Origin of the sequence: Ectothiorhodospira lacustris (assembly GCF_022227785.1) — a bacterium.
GTDB lineage: Bacteria > Pseudomonadota > Gammaproteobacteria > Ectothiorhodospirales > Ectothiorhodospiraceae > Ectothiorhodospira > Ectothiorhodospira lacustris.
The window spans coordinates 1-24264 of sequence record NZ_JAJNQM010000009.1; the positions used below are offsets into that span (position 1 = coordinate 1).

Genomic DNA, 24264 nt, shown 5'->3' on the forward strand with positions numbered 1-24264 from the left:
AGCAGCAGCCCCGACCACCACCATGATGCATGGATCGGGGCTTGCTGCACCGATGGTCACCGGCAGGTCGGCGCCCACGGGCGTCTTCCCTGTCTGTCCTTGAGTCCTGAATGATGAGTGATATCGCCCGACTGCGCTGGCACTGCCGACGCGGCACCAAGGAACTGGATCTCATGCTGGAGGGGTTCCTGCTCGCCTACGGGGAAGACCTGGATGCCGGAGAACTGCAGACCTTCGAGCAGGTCCTCAAACAGGAAGATGATGACCTCCAGCGCTGGCTCCTCTATGGTGAGTCGGTGGAAAAGACCGAGCTGGCGGCGATGATCGATCGGGTCAGGCGCCACTTCCTCGCAGCTTTCTGATCACGGCCCAGGCTCCGCCGTCCGCCTGTCCCTGACCGCCCGACGCAAGCACAGACGCAACGGCCGCAAATCCCCTCCCGCCACCGAATCCCCGGCCAACAGCAGACGGTGACGGCGCCCCGTTTCGTCCCGTAGCGACAGCAGGATCAGCCCCGGCAACACCACCGAGCCGGGCAGGACCTGCACCATCAGCCGTCCGCCGTCCCGGGATGCCAGCCACCACCCCCCATCAGCCCCCCAACCCAGGGCCTGCCACTGTCCGGGAAAAGACCCCACCCCCACCCGACACACCATCAACGCAAAACTGCACAGACCGCCCAAGGCGGCCGGCACCTGCATCCATAGCGGTAGGCCACTGCCCCAGACGGATGCCACGGCGGCCGCATGGACCAGAAACAGGCCGCCCAGGACCCGCCCGGAAGACTTCAAGGGCACAAAATGCCCACGACTGCTCGTCACCATGACCACGGTCAACGCTCCTTGTAAAAAATCCCTGTCATCCTTAGGCATCCAAACTCATCATTCAGCATCAAAGACAATCAGTCGGGACAGTGGCCGAATGCAAAGGCTATAACCGACTATTAAGATGGGAAAACAAACACTTAATCCCGAACCCATAGCAGCATACCTTGCAGTTATTGTGCATAATGTTCGGGCCGGATAGCATCAACAGGATTTTCGACTCACTGGAGTAACCAACATGCGGTGGTCGCCAAGACGCCGCGGGCTAACCGCCGCCACGGAGACCCGTATGGTCGCGGGGGCCAACGGCGGCAAACTTGCAGGAGATAGGTATGTCATCGACAGAAATAGCCGCGAATATGCGGGAGTTCTTGATGGTTGGGGACAGCATGCTCACGGTCCTCGGTTTTGTGGGGGCGGGCTTGCTGGGCTTCTGGTTTGGTCGGCAGCAGGGGGATGCCGGTCGGGTCCGGGACCTGGAAAAGGAACTGGATAACCAGCAGCGCAAGATCAACAACTACCGTGCGCAGGTCAACCGTCACTTCGAAAAGACCGCCACTCTGTTCACGGGCATGGCCCACTCCTACCGCGAACTCTATGAGCACCTGGTAGACAGCTATGACCGTCTGGGTGACGGCCCCTCGAACCGCTTCCTGCCCCGCCGCGCCTCCGCGCTGCTGGAGCTGTCCAAGGAAGAGCAGAGACGTGCCATCCCGGCCGCGGCCAAGCCGGCTCAGGCCGCTGCACCTGCTGCCAAGCCTGCTGCTGCCAAGCCTGAAGCCCCCAAGGCCGCCGCTGCACCCAAGGCCGCTGCGCCTGCCCCGGCTCCCAAAGCCGCTCCGGCTCCGCAAAAGCCTGCAGCCCCGCAGAAGCCTGCCGCTGCTGCCGCGCCTCAGCAGAACCGTCCTGATCCCCGCGGCGCCACGGCACTGAAGCGCGACACGAAGCCCAAGGCTGCCCAGACTGCTCAGGCCGCCAAGACCATCCCTGGTGCCACTTCCGTCAAGGCCCCCGACCAGCCCGACCGCATCCGTCTGGCTGCCAAGGACCTGGAAGCCGCCAAGAAGTAATGACGTCGTGCGTCAGGGGCAACTGAGTTTGCCCTGCAGGGAACAGCAATCCCCGCACACACATCCCGGCCACGCGCCGGGATGTGTGTTTATGGGCCGACCCGGCCGGCTTCCTCCCCCTGCAGCGAACTTTGTTCTAAGATGACGATCGGATGTCGAGACAAGTGCCGGAGGCTAGAAAAACCATGAAGCCCGAGTGGAAAGCGTTCCTGCTCGATGCAGGTGCGGAGATGGACAACGACCGGGTATCCCATTTCGGCAACCCGGAGCGCGAACGCAGCGTGGCCGTGACCGGCGATGTCATCTGCGACCTGTCTCACCAGGGGCTGATCAGCGCCCACGGCGAAGAAGCCGCCGCCTTCCTGCAGGGCCAGTTCACCTGTGATGTAGGCGAGGTCAATGCCGAGCGCAGCCGCCTGGGCGCCTGGTGTACCGCCAAGGGGCGCATGGTCTGCACCTTCCGTCTTTTCAGCCGCGCTGATGCCCTTTACCTGCGCCTGCCCAGGGAACAGGTGGAAGCGGTACTCAAGCGCCTGTCCATGTATGTACTGCGCGCCAAGCTCACCCTGGAAGACGCCGGCGGCGCTTTCATTCCCATAGGGCTGTCCGGCCCCCATGCCGAGACGCTGCTCAAGGATGCCCTGGGCAAAGACATACCTGCCGAGGTGGATGCCGGCATCCGGCATGAGGGCATCACCGTCATCCGCACCCCCGGCCATCATCCCCGCTTCGAGCTGTACGGCGACCTGGAATCCATGCAACGGCTGTGGCAGGCCCTCAATGTCCATTGCGCCCCGGTAGGCGCCGCGCAGTGGGCCCTGATGGATATCCTGGCGGGGGTGCCCACCCTCTATCCGGCCGCCGCCGAAGCCTTCGTGCCGCAGATGACCAACCTGCAGCTGCTGGGCGGGGTCAGTTTCAAGAAGGGCTGCTATCCCGGGCAGGAAGTGGTGGCACGGATGCAGTATCTGGGCAAGCTCAAACGCCGCATGTATCTGATTCATCTCCCCGTGGAGACGCTGCCGCGGCCGGGAGACACCCTCTTTGACGCAACACAGCCATCCGATCAGCCCGCCGGCATCATCGTTGATGCCCAACACCATCCCGATGGGGGCGTGTCCGCCCTGGCGGTGATGCAGGTCGCCAGCGCGGAAGCCGGAGAACCTCGCCTGGAGGGGCCGGATGGTGCCCCGGCCCGGATGGAGGTCCTGCCCTATGTCCTTGACCCGGCGGCAGCCTCCTGATGGACTGATCGCTTTTCGGGAGCCATACCGTGCGTTTTCTGTTCTTCCTGTTCGTCCTGATCCTGCTGATGCTATGGGCGGCCTTCTATAGCCGCCCCCACTACAAGAAGCTCTCCAACACCCTGTACATCACGGCCGGGATCATGGGGGTGCTGTTCGTGGCCGGCTATCTGAGATTCGTCTGACCGGCCCGGCCCTCAGCGCCCCTTTTTCTTGGTGTGCCGCATCAGGCGCTTGCGCTTGTGGATCTGACGGGGCGTCAGCGTGTTGCGCTTGCCCTCGTAGGGGTTCGCACCGCTCTTGAATTCCAGGCGGATGGGGGTGCCCACCAATTGCAGATGCTCACGGAAGTGGTTGGTGAGATAACGCTTGTAGGCCCCCGGCAGTTCTTCGGTCTGATTGCCGTGAATGATGATCAGCGGAGGATTGCGGCCCCCCTGGTGGGCATAGCGCAGTTTGATGCGCCGTCCCCGCACCAAGGGAGGCTGGTGCGCCACCACGGCGCTTTCCAGCAGCCGGGTCAGAACGCTGGTGCCCATGTCCCGGAAGGCGGACTCATGGGCCCGCTGCACGGCCCCGAACAGGTCTCCGACCCCGGTACCGTGGAGGGCGGAAATGAACCGTCGCTCGGCAAAATCCAGGAACGGTAGCTTGAGCAGCAGATCGGTCCGCACCCGTTCGCGCTGATCCGGGGTCAGGCCATCCCACTTGTTGATGGCCACCACCAGCGCCCGTCCCGCCTCCATCACCATGCCCAGCAAGTGGGCATCCTGCTCGGCGATGCCTTCCCGGGCATCCAGCAGGAAGATCACCACGTGGGCGGCATCGATGGCCTGGATGGTCTTCACCACGCTGAACTTCTCCACCGCCTCCTTCACCCTGGCGCGGCGACGCACACCGGCGGTATCGATCAGGGTATACACCTGACCATCCCGTTCAAAGGGGACGAAGACACTGTCACGGGTGGTGCCGGGTATATCCGTGGCCACCATCCGTTCCTCGCCCAGGATCCGGTTGATCAGGGTAGACTTACCCGCGTTGGGGCGCCCCACAAAGGCAATGCGGATGCCCGGCCAGCGCTCACCCTCGTCCTCGTCATCCATGGCTTCGGGCAGCAGGGATCGGACCGAGGCCATCAGAGCCTGGATACCACGACCATGGGAAGCGGCAATGGAACGGGGGTCGCCCAGGCCCAGGCGGTGGAACTCGACGGTGACCGCCTGCGGGTCCACCCCGTCGGTCTTGTTCACCACCAGGACGATCGGCTTGTTGAAACCCCTCAGTTCCTGGGCGATGGTCTCGTCGGCAGGGCACAGACCGGCACGACCGTCCACCATGAACATCACCAGATCCGCCTCACGGATGGCCTGGCGGGTCTGCTGGGCCATCAGTTCATCCAGAGTCTCGTTCTCGCCGCTCAGCCCCCCCGTGTCCACCACCATGTAACCGTAGCCACCGACGCGGCCGGTACCGTACTGACGGTCACGGGTGAGTCCGGGCAGGTCCGCCACCAGGGCATCGCGGGAACGGGTGAGCTGATTGAACAGCGTGGACTTGCCCACATTGGGGCGCCCTACCAGGGCAATGACGGGCTTCATTGGGGCATTCCGATAATCTGAAGACTGCGTGGTGATGCGGGAGGGATGCCGGTACCGGCGGGATGGTGCATTCTACCCCGAATCAGGGGCGATTGCCCCTGGGTTGATCCGAAAAAGGCGGCCATTTGCGGTCGCGGGCCGCCCCCGCAAATAACGAGGTTGCTGGGGCCGACCCTGGCGACGAAAGGGTGTCTAGTCTTCCCGGGAACGCAGGGTGACGGCGCTCAGATTCCCGCCTCGCCCCAGGGCATAGACGACCCCGGCTCGCACCAGAGGCACCCCCATGATCCCGTTACGGTCGGTACGGACACGGCCCACCAGGGTGCCGTCCTCGGGGGCAAGCCAGTGCAGATAGCCCTCGTAGTCCCCCACCACCACGTGATCGTCCACTGCCACCGGCAGGGTCACCCCCCGCAGCCGCAGCAAGTCCTGCTGCCAGAGAGTAGCGCCGTTGCGACGGTCCAGCGCCCAGACATGGCCAAAGGCATCGGTCAGCAGCAACAAATCGCCCGCCACCGTCACGCCGCGATAGGAGGACAGGTCCCGTTGCCAGAGGGTACGGCCATCGGCCACGCCGAAGGCAGCCACCCGGCCCTGATAGGCCGCGCCGTAGACGACGCCACCGGCCAGGGCCAGCTCACCATCCACATCGGCCATGCGCTCCAGTTCGGAACGGCCGCTGGGAACGGCCAGCGCCGTTTCCCAGATCACGTTGCCTCGGGCCAGACCAAAGACCGCCAGGCGACCATTGTCAAACCCGGACAGGACCCGCCCGGAGATCATCAAAGGGGTACCCGCGCCCCGCAGACTCAGGGCGGGTGTGCTGCGCCCCGCCAGCCAGCGCGGCTCGCCGGTGAGGACATCGAGGGCATGGAGACGGCCGTCATTGGTGCGCACAACCACCAGGCCCTGCTCCACCGAAGACACGGCCATGACCTCACTGGAGAGCATCCGACGCCATAGTACCTGACCATCCGTCGGGCTCAGGGCGATGGCCTCTCCACGGCCGGTGCCCAGCACCACCGCCTCGGTGCCGCCATTGACACCGCCGGTCACCGGCACCCGCAGGTTCGTCCGCCACAGGTTGGTCCCATCCTCCGGATTCCAGGCGGAAACCCGTCCATCGGCATCGGCGACGATGATGTGATCCCGCCCCAGATAGGGAGAGAGCTGGAGATAGGACTTGCCCGCGCCCGAGCCGGTATTGCGGCTCCACAACACGTTCGGCGACACTTCCGCCTCGATCCGGGGCAGCGGCGCAGGCGGTTCCGCCGTGTCCCGGCTCCACAGACCACAGCCGCCAAGCAGGGCGGTGACCAGTAACAAGGCCAGCAGTCGCTGCATCATGAATCACCCACTTGGGCGGGCACGTTGAGTGCGTCGCGCTTCATCTGCAGATAGTCGGAGAGTCCGCCGGAGATCAGCATGGCACGGTCATAGGCGGCACGGGCACGGGCCTGATCATTCAGGGCATGGTAGGCATCCCCCCGCAACTCTTCCACCACCGCCATGAAGCCCTCGGGCACCGGATCCTCCAGCAGTTTCAGGGCATCCTGGGCCCGGTCGTCGGCAATCAGCACGCGGGCCAGACGGGTCCTGGCCACTTGGGCCGTTTCCGGGGTGCGGGCATGTTCCATGGCCCAGCGCAGACGTCCCTCGGCCTGGACCAGATCATCCCGCTCCACGGCCAGCCGGGCCAGCTCCAGGGCCGCCAAGGCGGCATAGGGGGTCTTGCGATAACCTTCCATCAGGGTCGTGCCGTGGTTGTGGGCGATCTCACCGCCCTGACGGGCAGCGGACACCATGGCCATATAGATCTCCGAGGCCTCCACGGCACGGGAATCCACATGCCCCGTCCACAGGCGCCAGCCCACGATACCGCCAAGACCCACCACCAGTCCCAGGATCACGGCGGTACCGTTCTCCTTCCACCAGCGCTTGATGGCCTCGACGCGTTCCTCGTCGGTCGCGTAGGACATGGATCGTTCTCCTTAAGTGTGATTCGGATTCAGAAATCGATGGGAGCCGATAGCCCCAGCAGCTCAGGGAGACGTTCACCCAAGTCAGCCATGGACACCGTTTCCTGGGGACGTTCCGGGTCACGCAGCGGCTTGACGGCGACCTGTCCGGCAGCCAGCTCCGATTCACCCAGGATCAGGGCCACGGTCGCACCGCTGCGATCGGCACGCTTGATCTGGGCCTTGAAGCCGCCACCACCGCAATTGACCATCAGCCGGAGCTGCGGGATAGCTGAACGCAACGTCTCCGCCAAGGCCATGCCCGCCGTCATCGTACCCTCACCAGCCAACACCAGATAGGCCTGGGGCGACACGGTCTCGGGCAGGCCCCCGTCGTCTTCCAGCAGGCTGAGCAGGCGTTCCACTCCCATGGCAAAACCGGCCGCCGGCGTGGCCCGACCACCCAATTGCTCCACCAGGCCGTCATAGCGGCCCCCGGCACAGATCGTACCTTGGGCACCCAGAGCATCGGTAATCCACTCGAACACGGTGCGGCCATAGTAATCCAGACCACGAACCAGGCGGGGATTGATGGTGAATTCGACCCCGGCCCGGGTGAGAATGGCCTGCAGGGCCTCGAAATGCAGTTTCGAGGTCTCGTCCAGATGATCCAACAAACTGGGAGCGGCCTGGATCAGTGTTCGCAAATCCGGATTCTTGCTGTCCAAAATGCGCAGCGGGTTGCTGTGCAGCCGCTGGCGGGACTCATCGTCCAACTGCTCGTGATGGGCCTGGAAATATGCCACCAGATGCTCGCGATAGGCGGCGCGGGCCTCGGCGGAACCCAGGCTGTTCAGCTCCAGACGCACCTGCCGAAGTCCCAGACGCTGCCACATGCGTGCGGTCATGAGAATCAGCTCGGCATCAATGTCCGGGCCTTCCATGCCGAAGGCCTCGACCCCGATCTGGTGAAACTGACGATAGCGCCCCTTCTGGGGGCGCTCGTGACGGAACATCGGCCCCATGTACCAGAGACGCTGCTGCTGGTTGTGCAGCAGGCCATGCTCAACCCCGGCGCGGACACAGCCCGCCGTCCCCTCCGGACGCAGGGTCAGGCTGTCACCGTTACGATCCTCGAAGGTGTACATCTCTTTGGAGACGATGTCCGTCACCTCACCGATGGAACGGGCGAACAGGTCCGTGCTTTCCACAATGGGGAGACGGATCTCACGATAGCCGTAACCGCTCAAGATATCCCGGATGCTGGATTCCAGCCACTGCCAGGCGCCTGTGTGCTCGGGCAGGATGTCATGCATCCCCCGGATGGATCTAATCTGCCTGCTCATCAATCTCGGATCTGTGTCAAACGGTCGGAACGGCGGGCGGCGGCTGTCAGCGCCGCCCCACGGTGAAACGGGCGGTATTATCGGCCCGGGTATCGCCGGACATGTCCACGGTCTGACCATTGAAGGTCAGACGCACCCCGGGGGCATTACCCATGAAGACGCGGATGGGCGTGGCGCCCTCAATGCGACGTTCGGAGCCCTTACGCATCAACCCCACCAGGAGGCGCCCGCCCCCGGCATCGGTGATCTCCACCCAGGAGTCTTCTTCAAACCGCAGCACCAGCCGACCCCGCCCGGCCGGCGGTGGCGACTCGGTGGCGGCGGGCGCCGGAATGGCCTCGGTCGGCGGTGCGGGCGGCGTCTCGGTAGCCGGCAGCGACAGGGGCTGCTCCGGGATTGCCGGGGCGGGAATGACGGGCTCGATGGGCTGAGACTCCGGGGCGGCCTCCGGGGCCTCAGGGGCCGGCACGACCCGGGCGGAAAGGGTGGCAACTGAAGGCTCGGGGCGTGCCTGTGCGGCTTCTTCACCACCGGCCACCGGTTCCGTCCGATCGTGGAACAGACCACTGGTGAACAGGAACAGGCCGATGATCAGTGCCGCCAGCAGGATCACTCCCATGATGATCATCCAGGGACCCGAGCCTGCAGTGGATACGGCCTTGTCAACGGGTGCTGGGCGCCCCGTAACCTTGCCGCCGGTCGATGCGGCCGAAGGCGCGATATCGAGCCGTTCCCGCAGCGCGCCGGTGGCCTGTTCCAGGGCACTGATCATGGGCTCGGCATCCACCTCCAGGACCTTGGCACAACTGCGCAGATAACCCCGCACATAGGGAGGCTCGGGCAGCTGTTCGAAACGGTCCTCTTCCAGTGCCTCCAGGGTTCGCAGAGGCAGATGCAGACGCGCCGCCAGATCCTCTTGCGTCATGCGGGCCTGCTCGCGGGCGGCCTGCAGCAACGCGCCCGGCGAAGGCGCTGCAGCCATGGGTGTGTCCCAGTCGTCTTGTTGCATTCTATCTTCTGCCACGGGATTCGGTTTCCAGCAATCGTGTGGTCTGTTCTGAGTCCGGGAAATCGTTCTTCAAGCGCAGGGCGCAGACCCCGGAGGCATCCCGGTTGCCCAATTCCAATTCAGCCCGATAGCAGATCCAGAGGGTCTCCGGGGTATGGGGCATCTGTTCCGTCAGGCGCTGCAGATAGGCGCGGGTCTGGAGATAACGCTCGTTCTCGAAGGTGATACGCATCATCTCATACAAGGCAGGGATGTGGCGCGGGTTGGTTTCCAGGGCCCGACGAAAATACCGCTCCGCCTGGTCTTCATCCGGCTTCTTCAAGACGCAGATACCCGCGTTGGTCCAGGCCACCTCCGGACTGGAATAGAGGGGATTGTCCGCCGCGGCGCGAAACGCTCGGTCGGCCTCATCAAGGCGATCCTGGCGGCACAGGAAGGTCCCGTAGTTGTTCTGCACCGGGGCGTTGCTCGAGTCCAGTTCCATGGCCCGCTGGAAGTGGCGATCCGCCAGCCGGGGATCACGCAGCCGTTCCTGCAGCAAGGCATAGGCGGCATGGACCTGGGCGGAACTCGGGTCCTGGGAGAGGGCACGCTCCAGATTGCCCTTGGCCTGTTCCAGTTGATTGTTGCGCATGTAGTGCAGCCCCAGTTCCACATTCACCTGGGCGGCACGCTGTTCGCGTTCCTGAACCTGAGGCGTGACGGCGCAGCCGGTCAGGATCAGGGCCAGACAAAGTATCAGGCCGGGCAGGACCAGGGTCGGCCTCATGGCGGCGCGGCTCCCGGCGAGTTTTCCAGCCTGGCAAAACGCAGCTCACGGCGGCTCCGGTCTTCCACCCGCCCCACCAGCTGACCGCAGGCGGCATCGATGTCGTCACCCCGGGGACGGCGCGTGATGGTGGTGTAACCGGCCTGCACCAGGATGTCCCGGAACTTGTCGATGGCGGCCCCGGTGGAGCGCCGGTAACGGCTCTCCGGGAAGGGGTTGAAGGGGATCAGATTGATCTTGCAGGGCACATCCTGCAACAGGACGGCCAGTTCACGGGCCTGGGCCTGACTATCGTTGACTCCGTCGAGCAGGACGTACTCCACCGTGACCCGACTGTGATGGCCACCCTTGCCCACATAGCGGCGACAGGCCGCCAGCACCTCGGCGATGGGATACTTGCGATTCAGGGGCACCAGCTGGTCACGCAGGGGATCGTTGGGGGCATGCAGACTCAAGGCCAGGGCCACCTGCAGGCCGGTCTCGCGCAAACGATCCAGGGCCGGCACCACCCCTGCGGTGCTGATAGTGACACGGCGCTTGCTCAGCCCGTAGGCGTTGTCCTCCAGCATCAGGGACATGGCCGCCACCACAGGTTCGAAGTTGAGCAGGGGTTCACCCATACCCATGAGCACCACATTGCTCACCACCCGGCTCTGGCCCTCTTCCGGCTGCAAATGGCGACGGGCGGCATGAAGCTGGCCGATGATCTCGGCGGCGGTCAGATTACGGTTGAAACCCTGACGGGCGGTGGAACAGAAGGTGCAGTCCAGGGCGCAGCCCACCTGAGAGGACACGCACAGGGTACCGCGGCCTTCCTCGGGGATGAAGACGGTCTCGATGCAGTTGCCGTCATCCAGGCGCAACAGCCACTTGTGGGTGCCGTCGCGAGCGGCCTGGGTCATGACGATCTCGGGGGCACTGACCTCGGCATGTTCGGACAGCCAGATCCGCAGCCCCTTGGTCAGGTCCGTCATGGCCGCAAAATCGGTGATGCCGCGCTGGTGGATCCACTTGAGCACCTGAACGGCACGGAAGGGCTTTTCGCCGTGAGCGACGAAGAACCCGGCCAGTTCCTCTCGCGTCATGCCCATCAGATTGGTCTTGGTACTTTCACTCATGGATCTATCCACCGGCGGTGGCCGGAAAAGCATGTGGGGCAAGCCCCTGCCGGGGGCGGGCGGACCCGCCCCCGGTTCGGCATGAAGCCGTCTGTCAGCGGATGCGCGGGCAGAGTTCTTCGGGCTTGAAGAAGAAGGCGATTTCCTGGGCGGCGGTGTCGGCGCCATCGGAACCATGCACGGCGTTCTCGTCAATGCTGTCGGCGAAATCGGCGCGAATGGTGCCGGGGGCGGCGTCCTTGGGATTGGTGGCACCCATCAGTTCCCGGTTTTTGGCAACGGCGTCCTCGCCTTCCAGGACCTGCACCATCACCGGACCGCTGATCATGAAGCTCACCAGGTCGTTGAAGAAGGGACGCGCCTTGTGCACCGCATAGAAGCCTTCCGCCTGCTCACGGCTGAGCTGCATCATGCGTGCGGCAACGATGCGCAGGCCGCCCTTCTCGAAGCGGCTGTAGATCTCACCGATCACGTTTTTGGCGACAGCATCGGGCTTGATGATGGAAATGGTGCGTTCAACAGCCATGGAATGAAACTCCGATATGGGATATGAAGTGCAAGATTGCGACGCAGGTCGTCGTGGCCTGCGTCAGGGGAAGAAGGTTGCATCGCGACGCAGAGGGGGAATGTTACCTTGCGGGGCGGGTGGCAGACAATGACCCGACACCGAAGGCGGTCCTGGAAAGCCCGCGTTCAATCAGCCGTCGTACTCCTCCATCCAGGCCAGTTGCACGGCCTCCAGGATACGCTCCCCGCAGCGATCCGGATCGTCGTCGAACTCCGGCAGAGCCATGATCCAGTGGCGCAGGTCGACGAAATTCACCTGCGCCGGATTCACGTCCGGATGGGCCTCCTGCAGGGACAGAGCGATCTCCAGACTGTCGGTCCATTTCAAGCGCATGGCAGACTCCTAGTGATGTTCGGATACCTGATTGATGGTGTAACGAGGGATCTCCACCACCAGATCCTGGTCCCCCACCCGGGCCTGGCAGGAGAGTCGTGAGTCCGGCTCCAGGCCCCAGGCCCGGTCCAGCAGGTCTTCCTCGTCCTCAGTGGCCTCATTGAGACTGTCCAGCCCCTCCCGCACATAGACATGGCAGGTGGTGCAGGCACAGGACTTTTCGCAGGCATGCTCGATCTCGATGCCGTTGGCCAGGGCGGCGTCGCAGATAGTGGTCCCGGACTCCACCTCGATGGCAGACCCCTCGGGGCAGATCTCCTCGTGGGGTAGAAAGATGATTTGCGGCATGTGGTCGTTCACTCCCAGCTGGGTTTATTCGAATTCCTCGACGCGATGGCCGGACATGGCCTTGCGGACACTCTCGTTCATGCGCCTGGCCACGAAGGCCTCGCCGGCCCTCTCCATCTCGGCAATGGCCCGGCGGATGGCCTCGTGATCGCCCCCCTGACGAGCCTCCAACAACCGGCGGCCAGCCTCGCGGATACCTTCCAGTTCGCCCTGATTCAGCAGATGGCCATCTGCGGCCAGGGCCGACTCCAGTGCCTCCAGGACCCGATCCGCCTCCACCTGCTGTTCCCGCAGGCGACGTGCCTGCATGTCCTCGGCGGCATGACTGCGGGAATCGGTGAGCATGGACTCGATTTCGCCGTCGGTAAGGCCGTAGGAGGGCTTCACCTCGATGCCGGCCTGAACCCCGCTGACCATTTCCCGGGCCGTCACATTGAGCAGGCCGTCGGCATCCACCTGATAGGTGACTCGCACCCGGGCGGCACCCGCCACCATGGGCGGAATCCCGGAGAGGGTGAAACGGGCCAGGGAGCGGTTGTGGTCCACCAGATCCCGCTCCCCCTGGACCACGTGGAGAACCATGGCGGTCTGGCCGTCCTTGAAGGTGGTGAACTCCTGGGCACGGGCCACCGGGATGGTGGTATTGCGGGGGACCAGATGCTCCACCAGGCCACCCATGGTCTCAATGCCCAGGGACAGAGGGATCACGTCCAGCAGCAGCATCTCGTCGCCGGGCTTGTTGCCGGCCAGGATGTCCGCCTGCAGGGCGGCCCCCACGGCCACCACCTTATCCGGATCGATGTCCACCCGGGGTTCGCGCCCGAAGAACTCCCCGACCCGCTCCCGCACCCGGGGCACGCGGGTGGAGCCACCCACCATGACCACGTCGGTGATCTCGTCGCGGCTGACCCCGGCATCGCGCAGGGCGCGCCGGCAGGCGGACAGGGCCTTGCTGATCAGGGGGTCGATGAGACAGTTCATCTGGTGGCAGGTCATGCAGCCGGTCCAGTATTCGGAATCGGATCGGGCCACGCGCAGCTGCGCCTCGTCACGATCCGTGAGCGCCTCCTTGACGGCGCAGGCATCGAGGATGAGCTGGCGCATGCGACGATGCCCCGCATCTCCTTCGATGCCCGCCTCCTGCATCATCCAGGCGGCGATGGCGCGGTCGAAATCGTCACCGCCCAGGGCACTGTCACCGCCGGTGGCCAGGACCTCGAAGATCCCCTTGTGCAGACGCAGGATGGAGATATCGAAGGTACCCCCACCCAAGTCAAAGACCGCGATCAGGCCTTGATGGCCCTGATCCAGACCGTAGGCGATGGCGGCGGCCGTGGGCTCGTTCAGCAGGCGATAGACATTCAGCCCGGCCAGGCGCGCGGCATCCTTGGTGGCCTGGCGCTGGGCGTCGTCGAAATAGGCGGGCACGGTGATCACGGCCCCGTCCAGATCCCCGTCCAGGGTCGCTTCCGCCCGGCGGCGCAGGGCCGTGAGGATCTCGGCGGAGACCTCCACCGGGGTCACTTCCCCCGCCTGGGTACGGATGCGGGGTACGCCGCCCTCCCCCGGCGCGAAGTCGTAGGGAACGTGGCCGGCCAGGGTCTTGAGATCTCCCACGCCCCGGCCCATCAGACGCTTGACCGAGGACAGGGTATTCAGGGGATCCAGGGCGGCGAGGCGCCGGGCCTCATGCCCCACCAGCACCCGAGCCTCGGCACCGTAATGCACCACCGATGGCAGCAGGTGGAGACCGGCCTCGTCCGGCAGGGTTTCAGCCACCCCGTTGCGCACGGTCGCCACCAGGGAGTTGGTGGTCCCCAGGTCGATCCCCACTGCGAGACGTCGCTGATGGGGGTCCGGCGACAGGCCGGGTTCGGAGATCTGCAATAGCGCCATGGCGAGTTGAGTCCGTCTTGATGGGTTCTTGGGGATACCCCTGTTCAGGGCAAGTCGTCTTCCAGTCGCTCGCGGATACGCTCCAGCTCATCACGCAGACGATTGAAAAACCGCAACTTGAGGACCTGTTCCCGGGCCTGCGCCAGGTCACCGGCGGCCCAGGCGGCCTCAAAGGCCTCAATCAGGGCATGGTGGCGAGCCTCGATGTCTGCGGTCACCCGATCCAGGGCGGCAAAGGGGTCCGCGGCTTCCGGCACCGCTTCCAGGGTCTCCCGGAGTTCCATCTGATCCATGAGGAAGGCGGTATCCGAGGCGGTGGCCCGGTCATCATCCACCTCCACCCCCCGCAGACTGAGCAGATACCGGGCCCGACGGGTGTCGTCCCTGAGGGTGGCATACGCCTCGTTCACGTGGGACGACCCCTGCACTGCCAGACGACGCTGCTGTTCCGAGGCCTGGGCGAAGCGGTCCGGGTGCAGATCGGCCTGCAAGGCCCGGTAGGCTCGGGACAGGGCCTCCAGGTCGATGCGAAACTCCCGGGGCTGGCCCAGCAAGGCAAAGTAGTCACGCCCGAAATCCAGCGCCGGACCGATGGGCGCCTCCTGCTCAGACATTGAAGCTCTCGCCACAGCCGCAGCGGGAGTTCTCATTGGGGTTCTTGAAGCGGAAACCCTCGTTGAGCCCTTCTCGGGTGTAGTCCAGCTCCATCCCGTCCAAATAGACCAGGCTGCGGGGATTGATCACCACCTTGACGCCCTTGTCTTCAAAGACGGTATCACCCTGCTCCAGTTCATCCACGAACTCCATGATGTAAGCCATGCCGGAACAGCCGGTGGTCTTCACCCCCAGGCGCAGACCAATGCCCTTGCCTCGCTTTTCCAGAAAGCTGCGCACCCGGTCGGCGGCGGTGTCGGTCAGAATGATGGCCATGTCTCTTGACTCTCCTTCTCAGGCGGTTTCGGTATCGACCGTACCGCCGGATTTCTTGCGATAGTCGGCAATGGCGGCCTTGATGGCATCTTCGGCCAGCACCGAGCAGTGGATCTTCACCGGCGGCAGAGCCAGTTCCTCGGCAATCTGGGTGTTCTTGATGGCCGCGGCCTCTTCCAGGGTCTTGCCCTTGACCCATTCGGTCAACAAGCTGGAACTGGCAATGGCGGAGCCGCAGCCATAGGTCTTGAACATGGCCTCTTCGATGACACCGACATCGTTGACGCGGATCTGCAGCTTCATCACATCCCCGCAGGCCGGGGCACCCACCATGCCGGTACCCACATGAGGATCCGCCTTGTCCAGGGAACCCACGTTGCGGGGGTTTTCATAGTGGTCGATGACTTTGTCGCTGTAGGCCATTTCCGGTTACCTCTCCAAACTCTGAATAGTAATGTCTTCATGTCCTGCCTCACGGGGCAGGACGTGCGCAGGTCAATGGGCGACCCATGCCACCGATTTCAGGTCCACCCCTTCCTGGTGCATCTCCCAGAGCGGCGAGAGGTCGCGCAGCTTCTGTACCGCCCCGCGGACCAGGGTGATGGTGCGATCGATATCGTCCGTAGTCGTATAGCGGCCCACGGAAAAACGGATGGAGCTGTGGGCCAGTTCGTCGTCACGACCCAGGGCGCGCAACACATAGGAGGGTTCCAGGCTGGCACTGGTGCAGGCGGAGCCGGAAGACACGGCGATGTCCTTGAGCGCCATGATCAGGCTCTCGCCCTCCACGAAATTGAAGGAGACATTGAGGCTGCCCGCCACCCGGCGCTCGGCATCGCCATTGAGATAGACCTCGTCCATGTCCGACAGACCGGCCCAGAGACGGTCGCGCAACTGGCGCAGACGCTGGTTTTCCTGAGCCATCTCCTCACGGGCGATGCGGAAGGCTTCGCCCATGCCGATGATCTGGTGGGGCGCGAGGGTACCGGAGCGCATGCCCCGCTCATGCCCGCCGCCGTGCATCTGGGCTTCAATCCGCACCCGGGGCTTGCGCCGCACATAAAGAGCCCCCACGCCCTTGGGGCCGTAGCTCTTGTGGGCGGAGAAGCTCATCAGGTCGACGGGGAGCATGGCCAGATCGATGTCCACCTTGCCGGTGGACTGGGCCGCATCCACGTGATAGAGGATGCCGCGGGCACGGGTCAGAGTGCCAATGGCCTCGATGTCCTGGATCACGCCGATCTCGTTGTTCACGTGCATGATGGACACCAGCACGGTGTCGTCACGCAGGGCGGCCTCAAGCTTGGTCAGGTCGAGCAGGCCATTGGGTTCCGGATCCAGGTAGGTCACTTCATACCCTTCCCGCTCCAACTGGCGACAGGTGTCCAGGACGGCCTTGTGCTCCGTCTTCATGGTGACGATGTGGCGCCCCTTCTTCTGGTAGAAATGGGCCGCCCCCTTGATGGCCAGGTTGTCCGCCTCGGTGGCGCCGCTGGTCCAGACGATCTCCCGGGGATCGGCGCCCACCAGGGCAGCCACCTGTTCACGGGCCTCCTCCACCGCCTTTTCCGCCTCCCAGCCGAACGGATGGGAACGGGAGGCGGGGTTGCCGAACAGGCCGTCGATGGTGAGATGGCGGGCCATCTTTTCTGCTACCCGCTCATCCACCGGGGTGGTGGCGGCATAATCCAGGTAGATGGGTCGATTGTTCTCGCTCACGGCTTCACTCCTGGGCCTGTTCATTCCACGGACTGGGATGCAAGCCCGGCACCGGCACCACTGCGGGCGCCGGCAGGCTGGCGTGACATGATGCTGTCCTGGCGGGCGGCCACTTCCTGAACGCCGTTACGACGCATGACGTCGGCCAGGGTGATGTTGGCCAGGAAATTGTGGATCTGGGCGCTCAGGTCGGACCACAGATCATGGGTGAGACAGCGATGGCTGTCCTGGCAATCCACGGTGCCGCCGCAGCGGGTGGTATCCACTTTTTCATCCACCGCCGAAATGACGTCGGCAATGGCAAGCTCATCCGCCGGTCTGCTCAGGGTGTAACCACCGCCGGGACCGCGGGTGCTGACCACGAGACCACGCTTTCTCAGGCGCGCAAAGAGTTGTTCCAGGTAGGATAGTGAGATACCCTGTCTGCCCGAGATATCCGCCAGGGAGATCGGCCCCTGGTCATTGTGGATCGCCAGATCCAGCATCGCCGTCACGGCATAGCGCCCCTTCGTTGTCAGTCTCATTGCCTCTCTCCCGTATGATCCGTCCGGGTATGCTAACAATACCTTATCTTTTTGGTCAAGTATTAACGCCCCGTCGTGACTCGGCTCCGTCCTGCCCCTGCGCGGACGACCCGGCCAGATCCCCCAGTTCGTCCGCCTGGATTTCCTTGATGTGGGAGTCATCCACCTGCGCCCCCATGGCCTTGAGGGCGTGGCAGTTTTCGTCCATGCGCTGATCCAGGGTATGCAGGTGGTCCAGGATGCGGGTAATGGCCGTGGCCACCGGGTCCGGCATATCCTGGGTGGTGCCGTAGGCATCGAACCCCATCTTCAGGGCCATATCCTCCCGCCGCCGGTCCTCATCGCTCCTGGGGGTGATGACGCGCCCGGGAATCCCGACCACCGTGGCACCGGCAGGTACGTCCCGCAGCACCACGGCGTTGGAACCGACCCGGGCGCCCTCACCGATGCGGATGGGGCCGAGGATCTTGGCCCCCGCCCCCACCACCACGTTGTCCTCCAGGGTGGGATGACGCTTGCCCTTCCCCCATGAGGTCCCGCCCAGGGTCACACCATGGTAAAGCGTGCAGTCGTCACCGATCTCGGCGGTTTCGCCGATCACCACCCCCATGCCGTGGTCGATGAAGAAGCGCTGACCGATGGTGGCACCCGGATGGATCTCGATCCCGGTCAGCCAGCGCCCCAAAAAGGCCAGATAACGTGCCAGCCAGCACAGGCGTAAACGCCAGAGTGCATGGCTCAGGCGGTGCAGCAGCAGGGCATGCAGCCCCGGATACGTGGTGATTACTTCGAAAGTATGCCGGGCAGCCGGGTCCCGGTCGAAGACACAGCGAATATCGTCGCGCAGGCGTTGGAACATGGAGGGTCCTGATGGCCGACCCGTGAATTGGCGCCGGCATGGGTCTTTTTGGAGTCATTGTACCCCGATCGTCAGGGCTTGCCAGAGTGTTCCGGTGGGCCTTTTGCCGCCTGGGTGAGGATGCCCCGCAGGATGTTCACCTCGTTGATGGTGGGGTCGGCCTTGGCAAACAGACGGCGCAGGCGACGCATCAGGTGCCGCGGGTTGTCCGGATCCAGAAACTCCAGCAGCAGCAGCGTCTCCTCCAGATGGGCATAAAGCCGCTCCAGCTCTTCATGACTGGCGGGCAACTCCCCGCCGGTGGGTGCCGGTGCCGATGCGGGGGCATGGGCCAGGGCGGCCATGCGCAGCTCGTAACTGAGCACCTGCACGGCGGCCGCCAGATTCAGGGAGCTGTATTCCGGGTTGGCCGGGATATGGATCAGGGCCTGGCAGCGATCCAGCTCTTCATTGGTCAGCCCGGTCCGCTCTCGCCCGAACAGCACGGCCACCGGCCCCGTCGGGACGACTTCGAGCAGCCTGGCCGCCGCCTGTCTGGGGTCCAGTTCGGGCCAGCGCAGGGTGCGCTGGCGGGCACTGGTACCCAGCACCAGACGACAGCCCGCCAGCGCTTCGTCCAGGTCATCCACCACCCGGGCACGGGCCAACAGATCATCGGCCCCGGAGGCCCGGGCCGTGGCCTCGGCGCTGGGATAATCCTGGGGGGTCACCAGCCGAAGGTCCGACAGGCCCATATTCTTCATGGCCCGGGCCACCCCGCCCACATTGCCCGGGTGGGAGGTATTGACGAGCACGATCCGGACCGGATTCAGTAATTCCATGGGTTCAGTTATCATCTATGGCTGTGTATCTTCTTTGATCTCCCCGCGGCCTGCACGGTCGCGGCCCTGTTTCCCAGCTCATCCCGGAAGTCTTCCATGCATCCCTTGCTCAATATCGCCGTCAAGGCGGCCCGCGCCGCGGGACAGGTCATCGTACGTCATGCGGATCGGCTTGATACCCTCACCGTCCAGGACAAGCAGCCCAACGACTTCGTGACCGAAGTGGATCGCATGGCGGAGCGGGAGATTATACGCGTGATCCACCGGGCCTACCCCGGTCACGCCATCCTGGCGGAGGAAAGCGGCACTCAGGGCAGCAACGAGGAGTTCCAGTGGGTGATCGATCCCCTGGACGGCACCACCAACTACCTCCACGGCATCCCCCAGTATGCGGTCTCCATCGCCCTCAAGCAGAGGGGACGCCTGGAACACGGGGTGGTCTACGACCCGGTCAAGGAAGAACTGTTCGCCGCCAGCCGCGGCGCCGGTGCCACCCTCAACAATCGACGCATTCGCGTAACCCAGCCCCGGGACATGACCGGCGTCCTGCTGGGCACCGGCATCCCCTTCCGGGAAGACCAGAACCTGGACTACTACCTGCGCACCCTGAGCGCCCTGCTGCCGGGCACCGCCGGCGTGCGTCGCGCCGGGGCGGCTTCACTGGATCTGGCCTATGTGGCCGCCGGTCGACTGGATGGTTTCTGGGAGATCGGCCTGCATGAGTGGGACATGGCGGCCGGCGTACTGATGGTGCAGGAGGCCGGCGGCCTGGTGAGCGACCTCAAGGGCGATCCCGACCATCTGGTGACCGGCAACGTGGTGGCCGCCGGTCCCAAGGTGTTCAAGGGCATGCTGCAGAGGCTCAATCCGGTGGTGAACCGGGCGTGAAATTGCACGGGTTTATCGGCCGAGAAACCCGTTCCTCGAATACCCCCCGATCTTCCTGATCCTCGGCCAATTCCATACCAGGACTTCCAAATGGCTCGATGCGCCGCGCTTTGCGCGGCGTGCTATCGCTGTCACTCTCGCACCCGGATTTCATCACCCGAAAAACCGATCCAGTGCAGGAAGGATTGATGCTGCGCAGGATAGCGGCGTTCGAACTCGCTGTGGATCCGATTGTTATGTTTCTTTGCCTATGATAGGGTGTGTATATAGCAGATATTAATACACATAGGTGATTTATGAGAACCAACATTGTTATAGATGACAAGCTAATGATGGATGCCCTTAAAGCCTCTGGCCTGAGCACTAAAAGAGAAGTTGTAGAACAAGGGCTTAAGCTTCTGGTGCGACGTAGCCAGCAGCAGGAAATTCGCAAGCTCCGAGGTCGAATCAAGTGGGAAGGCAACCTTGACGAAATGCGAGGCGGTAAATGATATTGGTCGATACCAGTGTCTGGATCGACTACCTTAACGGCACTCAGAGCCGGCACACCGATGCTCTTGACGCTGCTATTGTTGAGGGCGTCGTTGCCATGGGGGATTTGATATTTTTGGAAATTCTTCAGGGAATCCGGGACGACCGGGAATACCGCACGACCAAGCAAAGCCTAATGACGCTGGACCAGCTTGAAATGTTTGGAAAAGACATGCCCGAGAAGTGCGCAGAGAATTACCGGGCACTGCGCAAAAAAGGAATAACTATCCGAAAAACTACGGACGTGATTATTGCGACCTACTGCATTGAGCAGAAGTTGCCCTTGCTTTTCACTGACCACGATTTCATTCCTTTTGTTGATCATCTCGGCCTGGTCTCAGCGCTACCGGAAACGTAACGCCTCAATAACCGGGGCTACAACGGAGCGGAGCGTAGTGTAAGCCGTCCAGCGCCGCAGACGCGAAGTTGACTGACAGATCATGAGTGCTCATTTCTTTCTGCCGAAGTTGTAGTGCTGGAAGTTGGGTACAACAATTTCCTTACCGACCGACAGCTTTTCACCACAATAAGGGCAGAACGCAACCTGGATCTGAACGGTTTCTATTGTCTGCCCTTCACACTCAAGATAATGGTCGTTTTCCAAATCTTCTTCTGTGGCGACCCTGCTCAAGTTTAGATAGATATTGCCGTCATCTTCATCAAACCACACCTCTGCAAGTGAGCAGGAGGAGCATTCATGAATCAAAGCTGGCGCCTCATCGCATCCATCCACGGGGGCGTCCATTCCATCACGAATAGACTCCCGCATACCCGGTACGGAGAGCAGGTAAAGCGTTTCCTGGATTGCAGACCAGTCTTCCTCGGAGACCAGGACAGCCTTGTTCCGCTTACCCATGATGACGATTGGTTGGTGGGATTCGGCGGTCTCGTCAATCAACCGATAAAGGTTGCTGCGCGCCTCAGTTGCTGAGATTGCGGTCATGACGCACCTCTTGCGTGTACAAACTTCCGCCAAGTGTGCGCTTAGGGGATGACACGGCAATGGTTTCGTGGGGATATGCCGGCCTTCCGAGGCATCCCCCACGGCAAACCCCGGCTATCGGCTCACGGCCGGTCGTCCAGTTCCGCCCCTTCCTTCTTCACCGGCAACATGACGCTGCGATCCACGCCCATCACCAGGGCCACGGCCGCCGCCACATAAATGGATGAGTAGGTGCCCACCACGATGCCGATGATCAGGGCCAGGGCAAAGTTCTGGATCACGGCGCCGCCCAGCAGGTACAACGCCAGCAGCACCAGCAGGGTGGTCACGCCGGTGATGATGGTACGGGCCAGGGTCTCGTTCACGGAGAGGTTCATCACCTGCTCCGCCCCCTGCTTGCGCAGCTTGCGGAAGTTCTCGCGGATGCGGTCATAGACCACGATGGTGTCGTTGAGTGAATAACCGATCACCGCCAGCACCGCCGCCAGCACGGAAAGATCGAACTCCAGCCAGAACAGGGAGAAGATCCCCAGGGTGATGATGACGTCGTGGACCAGGGCGGTCACCGCCCCCACCGAAAAACGCCATTCAAAGCGCAGGGCCACGTAGATCAGGATCCCGATGAGGGCGTAGATCATCGCCAGACCGCCCTGCTCCCGCAGCTCCTCGCCCACCTGGGGACCGACGAACTCCACCCGGCGCAGCTCCACGCCGGCCGGACCGCCGCCTCGCAACACGTCCAGGACCTCCTCGGACAGTTCGGCGGTATTTTCACCGTCACGGGGAGCGAGCCGAATCAACACGTCCCGGGAGGTGCCGAAGTACTGCACGGTGGCCCGGCCGAAGCCGCCCGTCTCCAGTTGACTGCGGACTTGCTCCAACTCCACCACCTCTGGATACCCCACCTCGATAAGGGTACCGCCGGTGAAGTCGATGCCGAAGTTCAGGCCGCGAAATCCCAGCAGCAGCAGGGAACCGATGATGAGCACCAGTGAGACCACCAGGGCGATACGGCGCTGGCCCAGAAAATCGATATTGGCCTTGGCAAAGTTGAGCTTCATGGTCGTCCCCGGGTCAGATGGCCAGCGTCTTGAGGCGACGCTGACGTCCATAGGTCAGGTTGATGATGGCGCGCGTCACCACGATGGCCGTGAACATGGACACCAGGATGCCGATGGACAGGGTGATGGCGAAACCCTTGATGGGGCCGGTACCGAACATGAACAGCACCAGGGCCGCAATCAGGGTGGTGATGTTGGCATCGGCAATGGTGGAGAAGGCCCGGTCATAGCCGGCCTTGATTGCCGCCTGAGGCGAATTGCCGTTGCGCAACTCCTCCCGGATGCGCTCAAAGATGAGCACGTTGGCATCCACTGCCATCCCCACCGTGAGCACGATCCCGGCAATCCCCGGCAGGGTGAGCGTGGCCTGGAGCAGGGACAGGATGGCCACGATCAGGATCAGGTTCAGGGTCAGGGCCACGTTGGCCACCAGACCGAACACCCGGTAGTACAGGGCCATGAAGATCAGCACCAGGAAAAAGCCGATGGCCACCGAGTTGAAGCCCCGCTCGATGTTGTCGCGCCCCAGACTCGGGCCGACGGTGCGTTCCTCGACGATGCTCATGGGCGCGGCCAGGGCACCGGCACGCAGTAACAGGGCCAGGTTGCGGGCCTCCCGGGTGCTGTCCAGCCCGGTGATCTGGAAACGGCGACCCAGCTGCTCCTGGATGCGGGCGACGTTGATGACTTCTTCCGTGCGTGTGGTGCGCCGAACCAGCTCACCATCCTCCTCCACCGTCTCGGTGCTGGTCTCAATGAAGACCACACCCATCAAACGGCCCACATTCTCACCGGTAACCCGACTGAAGATGCGGGCGCCCTGGGCATCCAGGTTGATGAACACCGCCGGACTGCCGCTGTCCTGGGCGATGCCGGAAGAGGCGTCATTGATGAAGTCGCCGGTGAGCATCACCTGGCGCTGCAACAACACCGGGGTGCCGTCACGTTCGAAGTAGAGCCGGGAATTGGCCGGAGAACGCCCGGTTTCAGCCGCGGTGAAGGGGTCGCTGCTCTCGTCCACCAGGCGGAATTCCAGGGTGGCGGTGGCGCCCAGGATCTCCTTGGCCCGGGCGGTATCCTGCACGCCGGGTAGCTGGACCACGATGCGGTCCTCACCCTGCTGCTGGATCACCGGTTCGGCCACCCCCAGCTCGTCCACCCGGTTGCGCAGGGTGGTGATATTCTGCTGCAGGGCCAGGCGCCGCTGGGCCGCCAGATAGTCGGAGGTCACGGTGCCGCTGAGGCGGAACACCTCGCCGGACTGGGTGGTACGGAAATCCAGATCCCCCCGGTATTCCCGCCGCAATACCCGCAGGGCCTCGTCACGGCTGTCGGCATCGGCAAAACGCGCGTGCACGCCGTCGGCATCCCGCTCCACGCTCAGATAGCGGATGCGGGCATCCCGCAACTGGGTGCGGAATTCACCGGTGTAACGCTCATAGATGTTGTCGGCCACCGCATCCATGTCCACTTCCATCAGGAAATGGACGCCGCCCCGCAGATCCAGCCCCAGGGACATGGGCCGGGCGTTGATGGCACGCAGCCAGCCGGGGGTGGCAGGGGCCAGGTTCAGCCCCACCACATGGTTCCCCGGCAGGGCCGTACGCAGGATATCCGCGGCCAGCAACTGGTCATCGGCGCTGCTGAAGCGCAGCATGAACTGAGCCCCGTCGAACTCCGTGGACTTGATTTCCACGCCCCGCCCTTCCAGCACGGCCTGGATCTGCAGCCGGGTGTCTGCATCCACCACGTCCGTGGTGGAGTTGGCCACCTGTACCACCGGATCCTCCGGATACAGGTTGGGGAGCGAATAAATCACGCCCACCAGCATGACGACCACGATCAGGACATACTTCCAGTAGGGGTATTGGTTCATGACGGGACCAGATGTGGACTAAAAGTGAAAG

Annotated in this window: 28 protein-coding genes and 1 pseudogene; 7 read left to right on the plus strand and 22 right to left on the minus strand. The window is 63.5% G+C overall.

Features of this window, described 5'->3' with window-relative positions; genetic code table 11:
* The first annotated feature begins 110 nt into the window (after positions 1-110).
* Positions 111-362 carry an FAD assembly factor SdhE gene (locus LQ952_RS03025; protein WP_238621186.1) on the plus strand — a complete coding sequence of 84 codons (252 nt, stop codon included), beginning with the start codon at positions 111-113 and terminating at the stop codon, positions 360-362.
* Here LQ952_RS03025 and LQ952_RS03030 read toward each other — a convergent pair whose 3' ends face one another.
* Positions 363-824, minus strand: coding sequence for a protein YgfX (locus LQ952_RS03030; protein ID WP_347402043.1), 462 nt, complete (start codon positions 822-824; stop codon positions 363-365).
* A 374-nt stretch (positions 825-1198) separates the two neighbouring features.
* On the opposite strand from LQ952_RS03030, the gene LQ952_RS03035 reads away from it, so the two are divergent.
* From LQ952_RS03035 to LQ952_RS03045, 3 genes are all read left to right on the plus strand, one after another.
* Positions 1199-1894 (plus strand): Z-ring associated ZapG family protein, encoded by a 696-nt coding sequence (locus LQ952_RS03035; RefSeq protein WP_238621188.1) that lies wholly within the window; start codon positions 1199-1201, stop codon positions 1892-1894.
* 185 nt (positions 1895-2079) lie between these two features.
* Positions 2080-3138 carry a CAF17-like 4Fe-4S cluster assembly/insertion protein YgfZ gene (gene ygfZ, locus LQ952_RS03040; protein WP_238621189.1) on the plus strand — a complete coding sequence of 353 codons (1059 nt, stop codon included), beginning with the start codon at positions 2080-2082 and terminating at the stop codon, positions 3136-3138.
* 29 nt (positions 3139-3167) lie between these two features.
* Complete coding sequence (locus LQ952_RS03045) at positions 3168-3323, plus strand: hypothetical protein (protein WP_238621190.1); 156 nt, start codon at positions 3168-3170, stop codon at positions 3321-3323.
* Positions 3324-3335: 12 nt separating this feature from the next.
* Here the strand turns inward: LQ952_RS03045 and der are convergent, their stop codons facing one another.
* The 18 genes from der to trmJ form a co-directional block, all read right to left on the minus strand.
* The gene (der, locus tag LQ952_RS03050) at positions 3336-4736 is read right to left on the minus strand and encodes a ribosome biogenesis GTPase Der (protein WP_238621191.1); all 1401 of its coding nucleotides are present in this window, start codon (positions 4734-4736) and stop codon (positions 3336-3338) included.
* 192 nt (positions 4737-4928) lie between these two features.
* Entirely contained in the window at positions 4929-6080 is a 1152-nt protein-coding gene (gene bamB / locus LQ952_RS03055; protein ID WP_430733415.1) for an outer membrane protein assembly factor BamB, read from the minus strand.
* Complete coding sequence (locus tag LQ952_RS03060; RefSeq protein WP_238621193.1) at positions 6080-6715, minus strand: YfgM family protein; 636 nt, start codon at positions 6713-6715, stop codon at positions 6080-6082. The genes bamB and LQ952_RS03060 overlap by 1 nt, the downstream gene beginning before the upstream one ends.
* Positions 6716-6744: 29 nt before the next feature.
* Entirely contained in the window at positions 6745-8040 is a 1296-nt protein-coding gene (gene hisS, locus LQ952_RS03065) for a histidine--tRNA ligase (protein ID WP_347402042.1), read from the minus strand.
* Positions 8041-8086: 46 nt separating this feature from the next.
* Complete coding sequence (locus tag LQ952_RS15845; RefSeq protein ID WP_238629893.1) at positions 8087-9022, minus strand: helix-turn-helix domain-containing protein; 936 nt, start codon at positions 9020-9022, stop codon at positions 8087-8089.
* Between the two features lie 28 nt (positions 9023-9050).
* Positions 9051-9818: a type IV pilus biogenesis/stability protein PilW gene (pilW, locus tag LQ952_RS03085; RefSeq protein ID WP_238621194.1), complete on the minus strand. Its 768-nt coding sequence runs from the start codon at positions 9816-9818 to the stop codon at positions 9051-9053.
* Entirely contained in the window at positions 9815-10936 is a 1122-nt protein-coding gene (rlmN, locus tag LQ952_RS03090; RefSeq protein ID WP_238621195.1) for a dual-specificity RNA methyltransferase RlmN, read from the minus strand. Before rlmN ends, pilW begins: the two co-directional genes overlap by 4 nt.
* A gap of 94 nt (positions 10937-11030) precedes the next feature.
* Complete coding sequence (ndk, locus tag LQ952_RS03095; RefSeq protein WP_238621196.1) at positions 11031-11462, minus strand: nucleoside-diphosphate kinase; 432 nt, start codon at positions 11460-11462, stop codon at positions 11031-11033.
* A gap of 171 nt (positions 11463-11633) precedes the next feature.
* On the minus strand, positions 11634-11831 hold the full coding sequence (gene iscX / locus LQ952_RS03100) for a Fe-S cluster assembly protein IscX (protein ID WP_238621241.1): 198 nt from the start codon (positions 11829-11831) through the stop codon (positions 11634-11636).
* A gap of 15 nt (positions 11832-11846) precedes the next feature.
* Positions 11847-12185, minus strand: coding sequence for an ISC system 2Fe-2S type ferredoxin (gene fdx / locus LQ952_RS03105; protein ID WP_238621197.1), 339 nt, complete (start codon positions 12183-12185; stop codon positions 11847-11849).
* A gap of 24 nt (positions 12186-12209) precedes the next feature.
* Entirely contained in the window at positions 12210-14081 is a 1872-nt protein-coding gene (hscA, locus tag LQ952_RS03110) for a Fe-S protein assembly chaperone HscA (protein ID WP_238621198.1), read from the minus strand.
* Between the two features lie 44 nt (positions 14082-14125).
* Positions 14126-14695 (minus strand): Fe-S protein assembly co-chaperone HscB, encoded by a 570-nt coding sequence (gene hscB, locus LQ952_RS03115; RefSeq protein ID WP_238621199.1) that lies wholly within the window; start codon positions 14693-14695, stop codon positions 14126-14128.
* Positions 14688-15011 (minus strand): iron-sulfur cluster assembly protein IscA, encoded by a 324-nt coding sequence (gene iscA / locus LQ952_RS03120; protein WP_238621200.1) that lies wholly within the window; start codon positions 15009-15011, stop codon positions 14688-14690. Before iscA ends, hscB begins: the two co-directional genes overlap by 8 nt.
* 18 nt (positions 15012-15029) lie before the next feature.
* Positions 15030-15434 carry a Fe-S cluster assembly scaffold IscU gene (iscU, locus tag LQ952_RS03125; protein ID WP_238621201.1) on the minus strand — a complete coding sequence of 135 codons (405 nt, stop codon included), beginning with the start codon at positions 15432-15434 and terminating at the stop codon, positions 15030-15032.
* Between the two features lie 72 nt (positions 15435-15506).
* Positions 15507-16730: an IscS subfamily cysteine desulfurase gene (locus LQ952_RS03130; protein ID WP_238621202.1), complete on the minus strand. Its 1224-nt coding sequence runs from the start codon at positions 16728-16730 to the stop codon at positions 15507-15509.
* A gap of 20 nt (positions 16731-16750) precedes the next feature.
* Positions 16751-17254: a Fe-S cluster assembly transcriptional regulator IscR gene (gene iscR / locus LQ952_RS03135; RefSeq protein ID WP_238621203.1), complete on the minus strand. Its 504-nt coding sequence runs from the start codon at positions 17252-17254 to the stop codon at positions 16751-16753.
* Positions 17255-17309: 55 nt separating this feature from the next.
* Entirely contained in the window at positions 17310-18113 is an 804-nt protein-coding gene (cysE, locus tag LQ952_RS03140) for a serine O-acetyltransferase (protein WP_238621204.1), read from the minus strand.
* A gap of 71 nt (positions 18114-18184) precedes the next feature.
* On the minus strand, positions 18185-18934 hold the full coding sequence (trmJ, locus tag LQ952_RS03145; protein ID WP_238621205.1) for a tRNA (cytosine(32)/uridine(32)-2'-O)-methyltransferase TrmJ: 750 nt from the start codon (positions 18932-18934) through the stop codon (positions 18185-18187).
* A gap of 96 nt (positions 18935-19030) precedes the next feature.
* On the opposite strand from trmJ, the gene LQ952_RS03150 reads away from it, so the two are divergent.
* The 3 genes from LQ952_RS03150 to vapC all read left to right on the plus strand — a co-directional run bounded on the left by LQ952_RS03150 (position 19031) and on the right by vapC (position 20711).
* Positions 19031-19822 carry an inositol monophosphatase family protein gene (locus LQ952_RS03150; RefSeq protein WP_238621206.1) on the plus strand — a complete coding sequence of 264 codons (792 nt, stop codon included), beginning with the start codon at positions 19031-19033 and terminating at the stop codon, positions 19820-19822.
* Between the two features lie 296 nt (positions 19823-20118).
* Positions 20119-20313 carry a type II toxin-antitoxin system VapB family antitoxin gene (locus LQ952_RS03155; protein ID WP_238621207.1) on the plus strand — a complete coding sequence of 65 codons (195 nt, stop codon included), beginning with the start codon at positions 20119-20121 and terminating at the stop codon, positions 20311-20313.
* Positions 20310-20711, plus strand: coding sequence for a type II toxin-antitoxin system VapC family toxin (gene vapC / locus LQ952_RS03160; RefSeq protein WP_238621208.1), 402 nt, complete (start codon positions 20310-20312; stop codon positions 20709-20711). The genes LQ952_RS03155 and vapC overlap by 4 nt, the downstream gene beginning before the upstream one ends.
* A gap of 357 nt (positions 20712-21068) precedes the next feature.
* On the opposite strand, the pseudogene LQ952_RS03165 reads toward vapC, so the two are convergent.
* From LQ952_RS03165 to secD, 3 genes and pseudogenes are all read right to left on the minus strand, one after another.
* A pseudogene (locus LQ952_RS03165) lies at positions 21069-21296 on the minus strand (type II toxin-antitoxin system Phd/YefM family antitoxin); the annotation flags it as partial.
* Positions 21297-21418: 122 nt separating this feature from the next.
* On the minus strand, positions 21419-22357 hold the full coding sequence (secF, locus tag LQ952_RS03170) for a protein translocase subunit SecF (protein ID WP_238621209.1): 939 nt from the start codon (positions 22355-22357) through the stop codon (positions 21419-21421).
* A 13-nt stretch (positions 22358-22370) separates the two neighbouring features.
* Positions 22371-24233: a protein translocase subunit SecD gene (gene secD / locus LQ952_RS03175; RefSeq protein ID WP_238621210.1), complete on the minus strand. Its 1863-nt coding sequence runs from the start codon at positions 24231-24233 to the stop codon at positions 22371-22373.
* Positions 24234-24264: the final 31 nt, after the last annotated feature.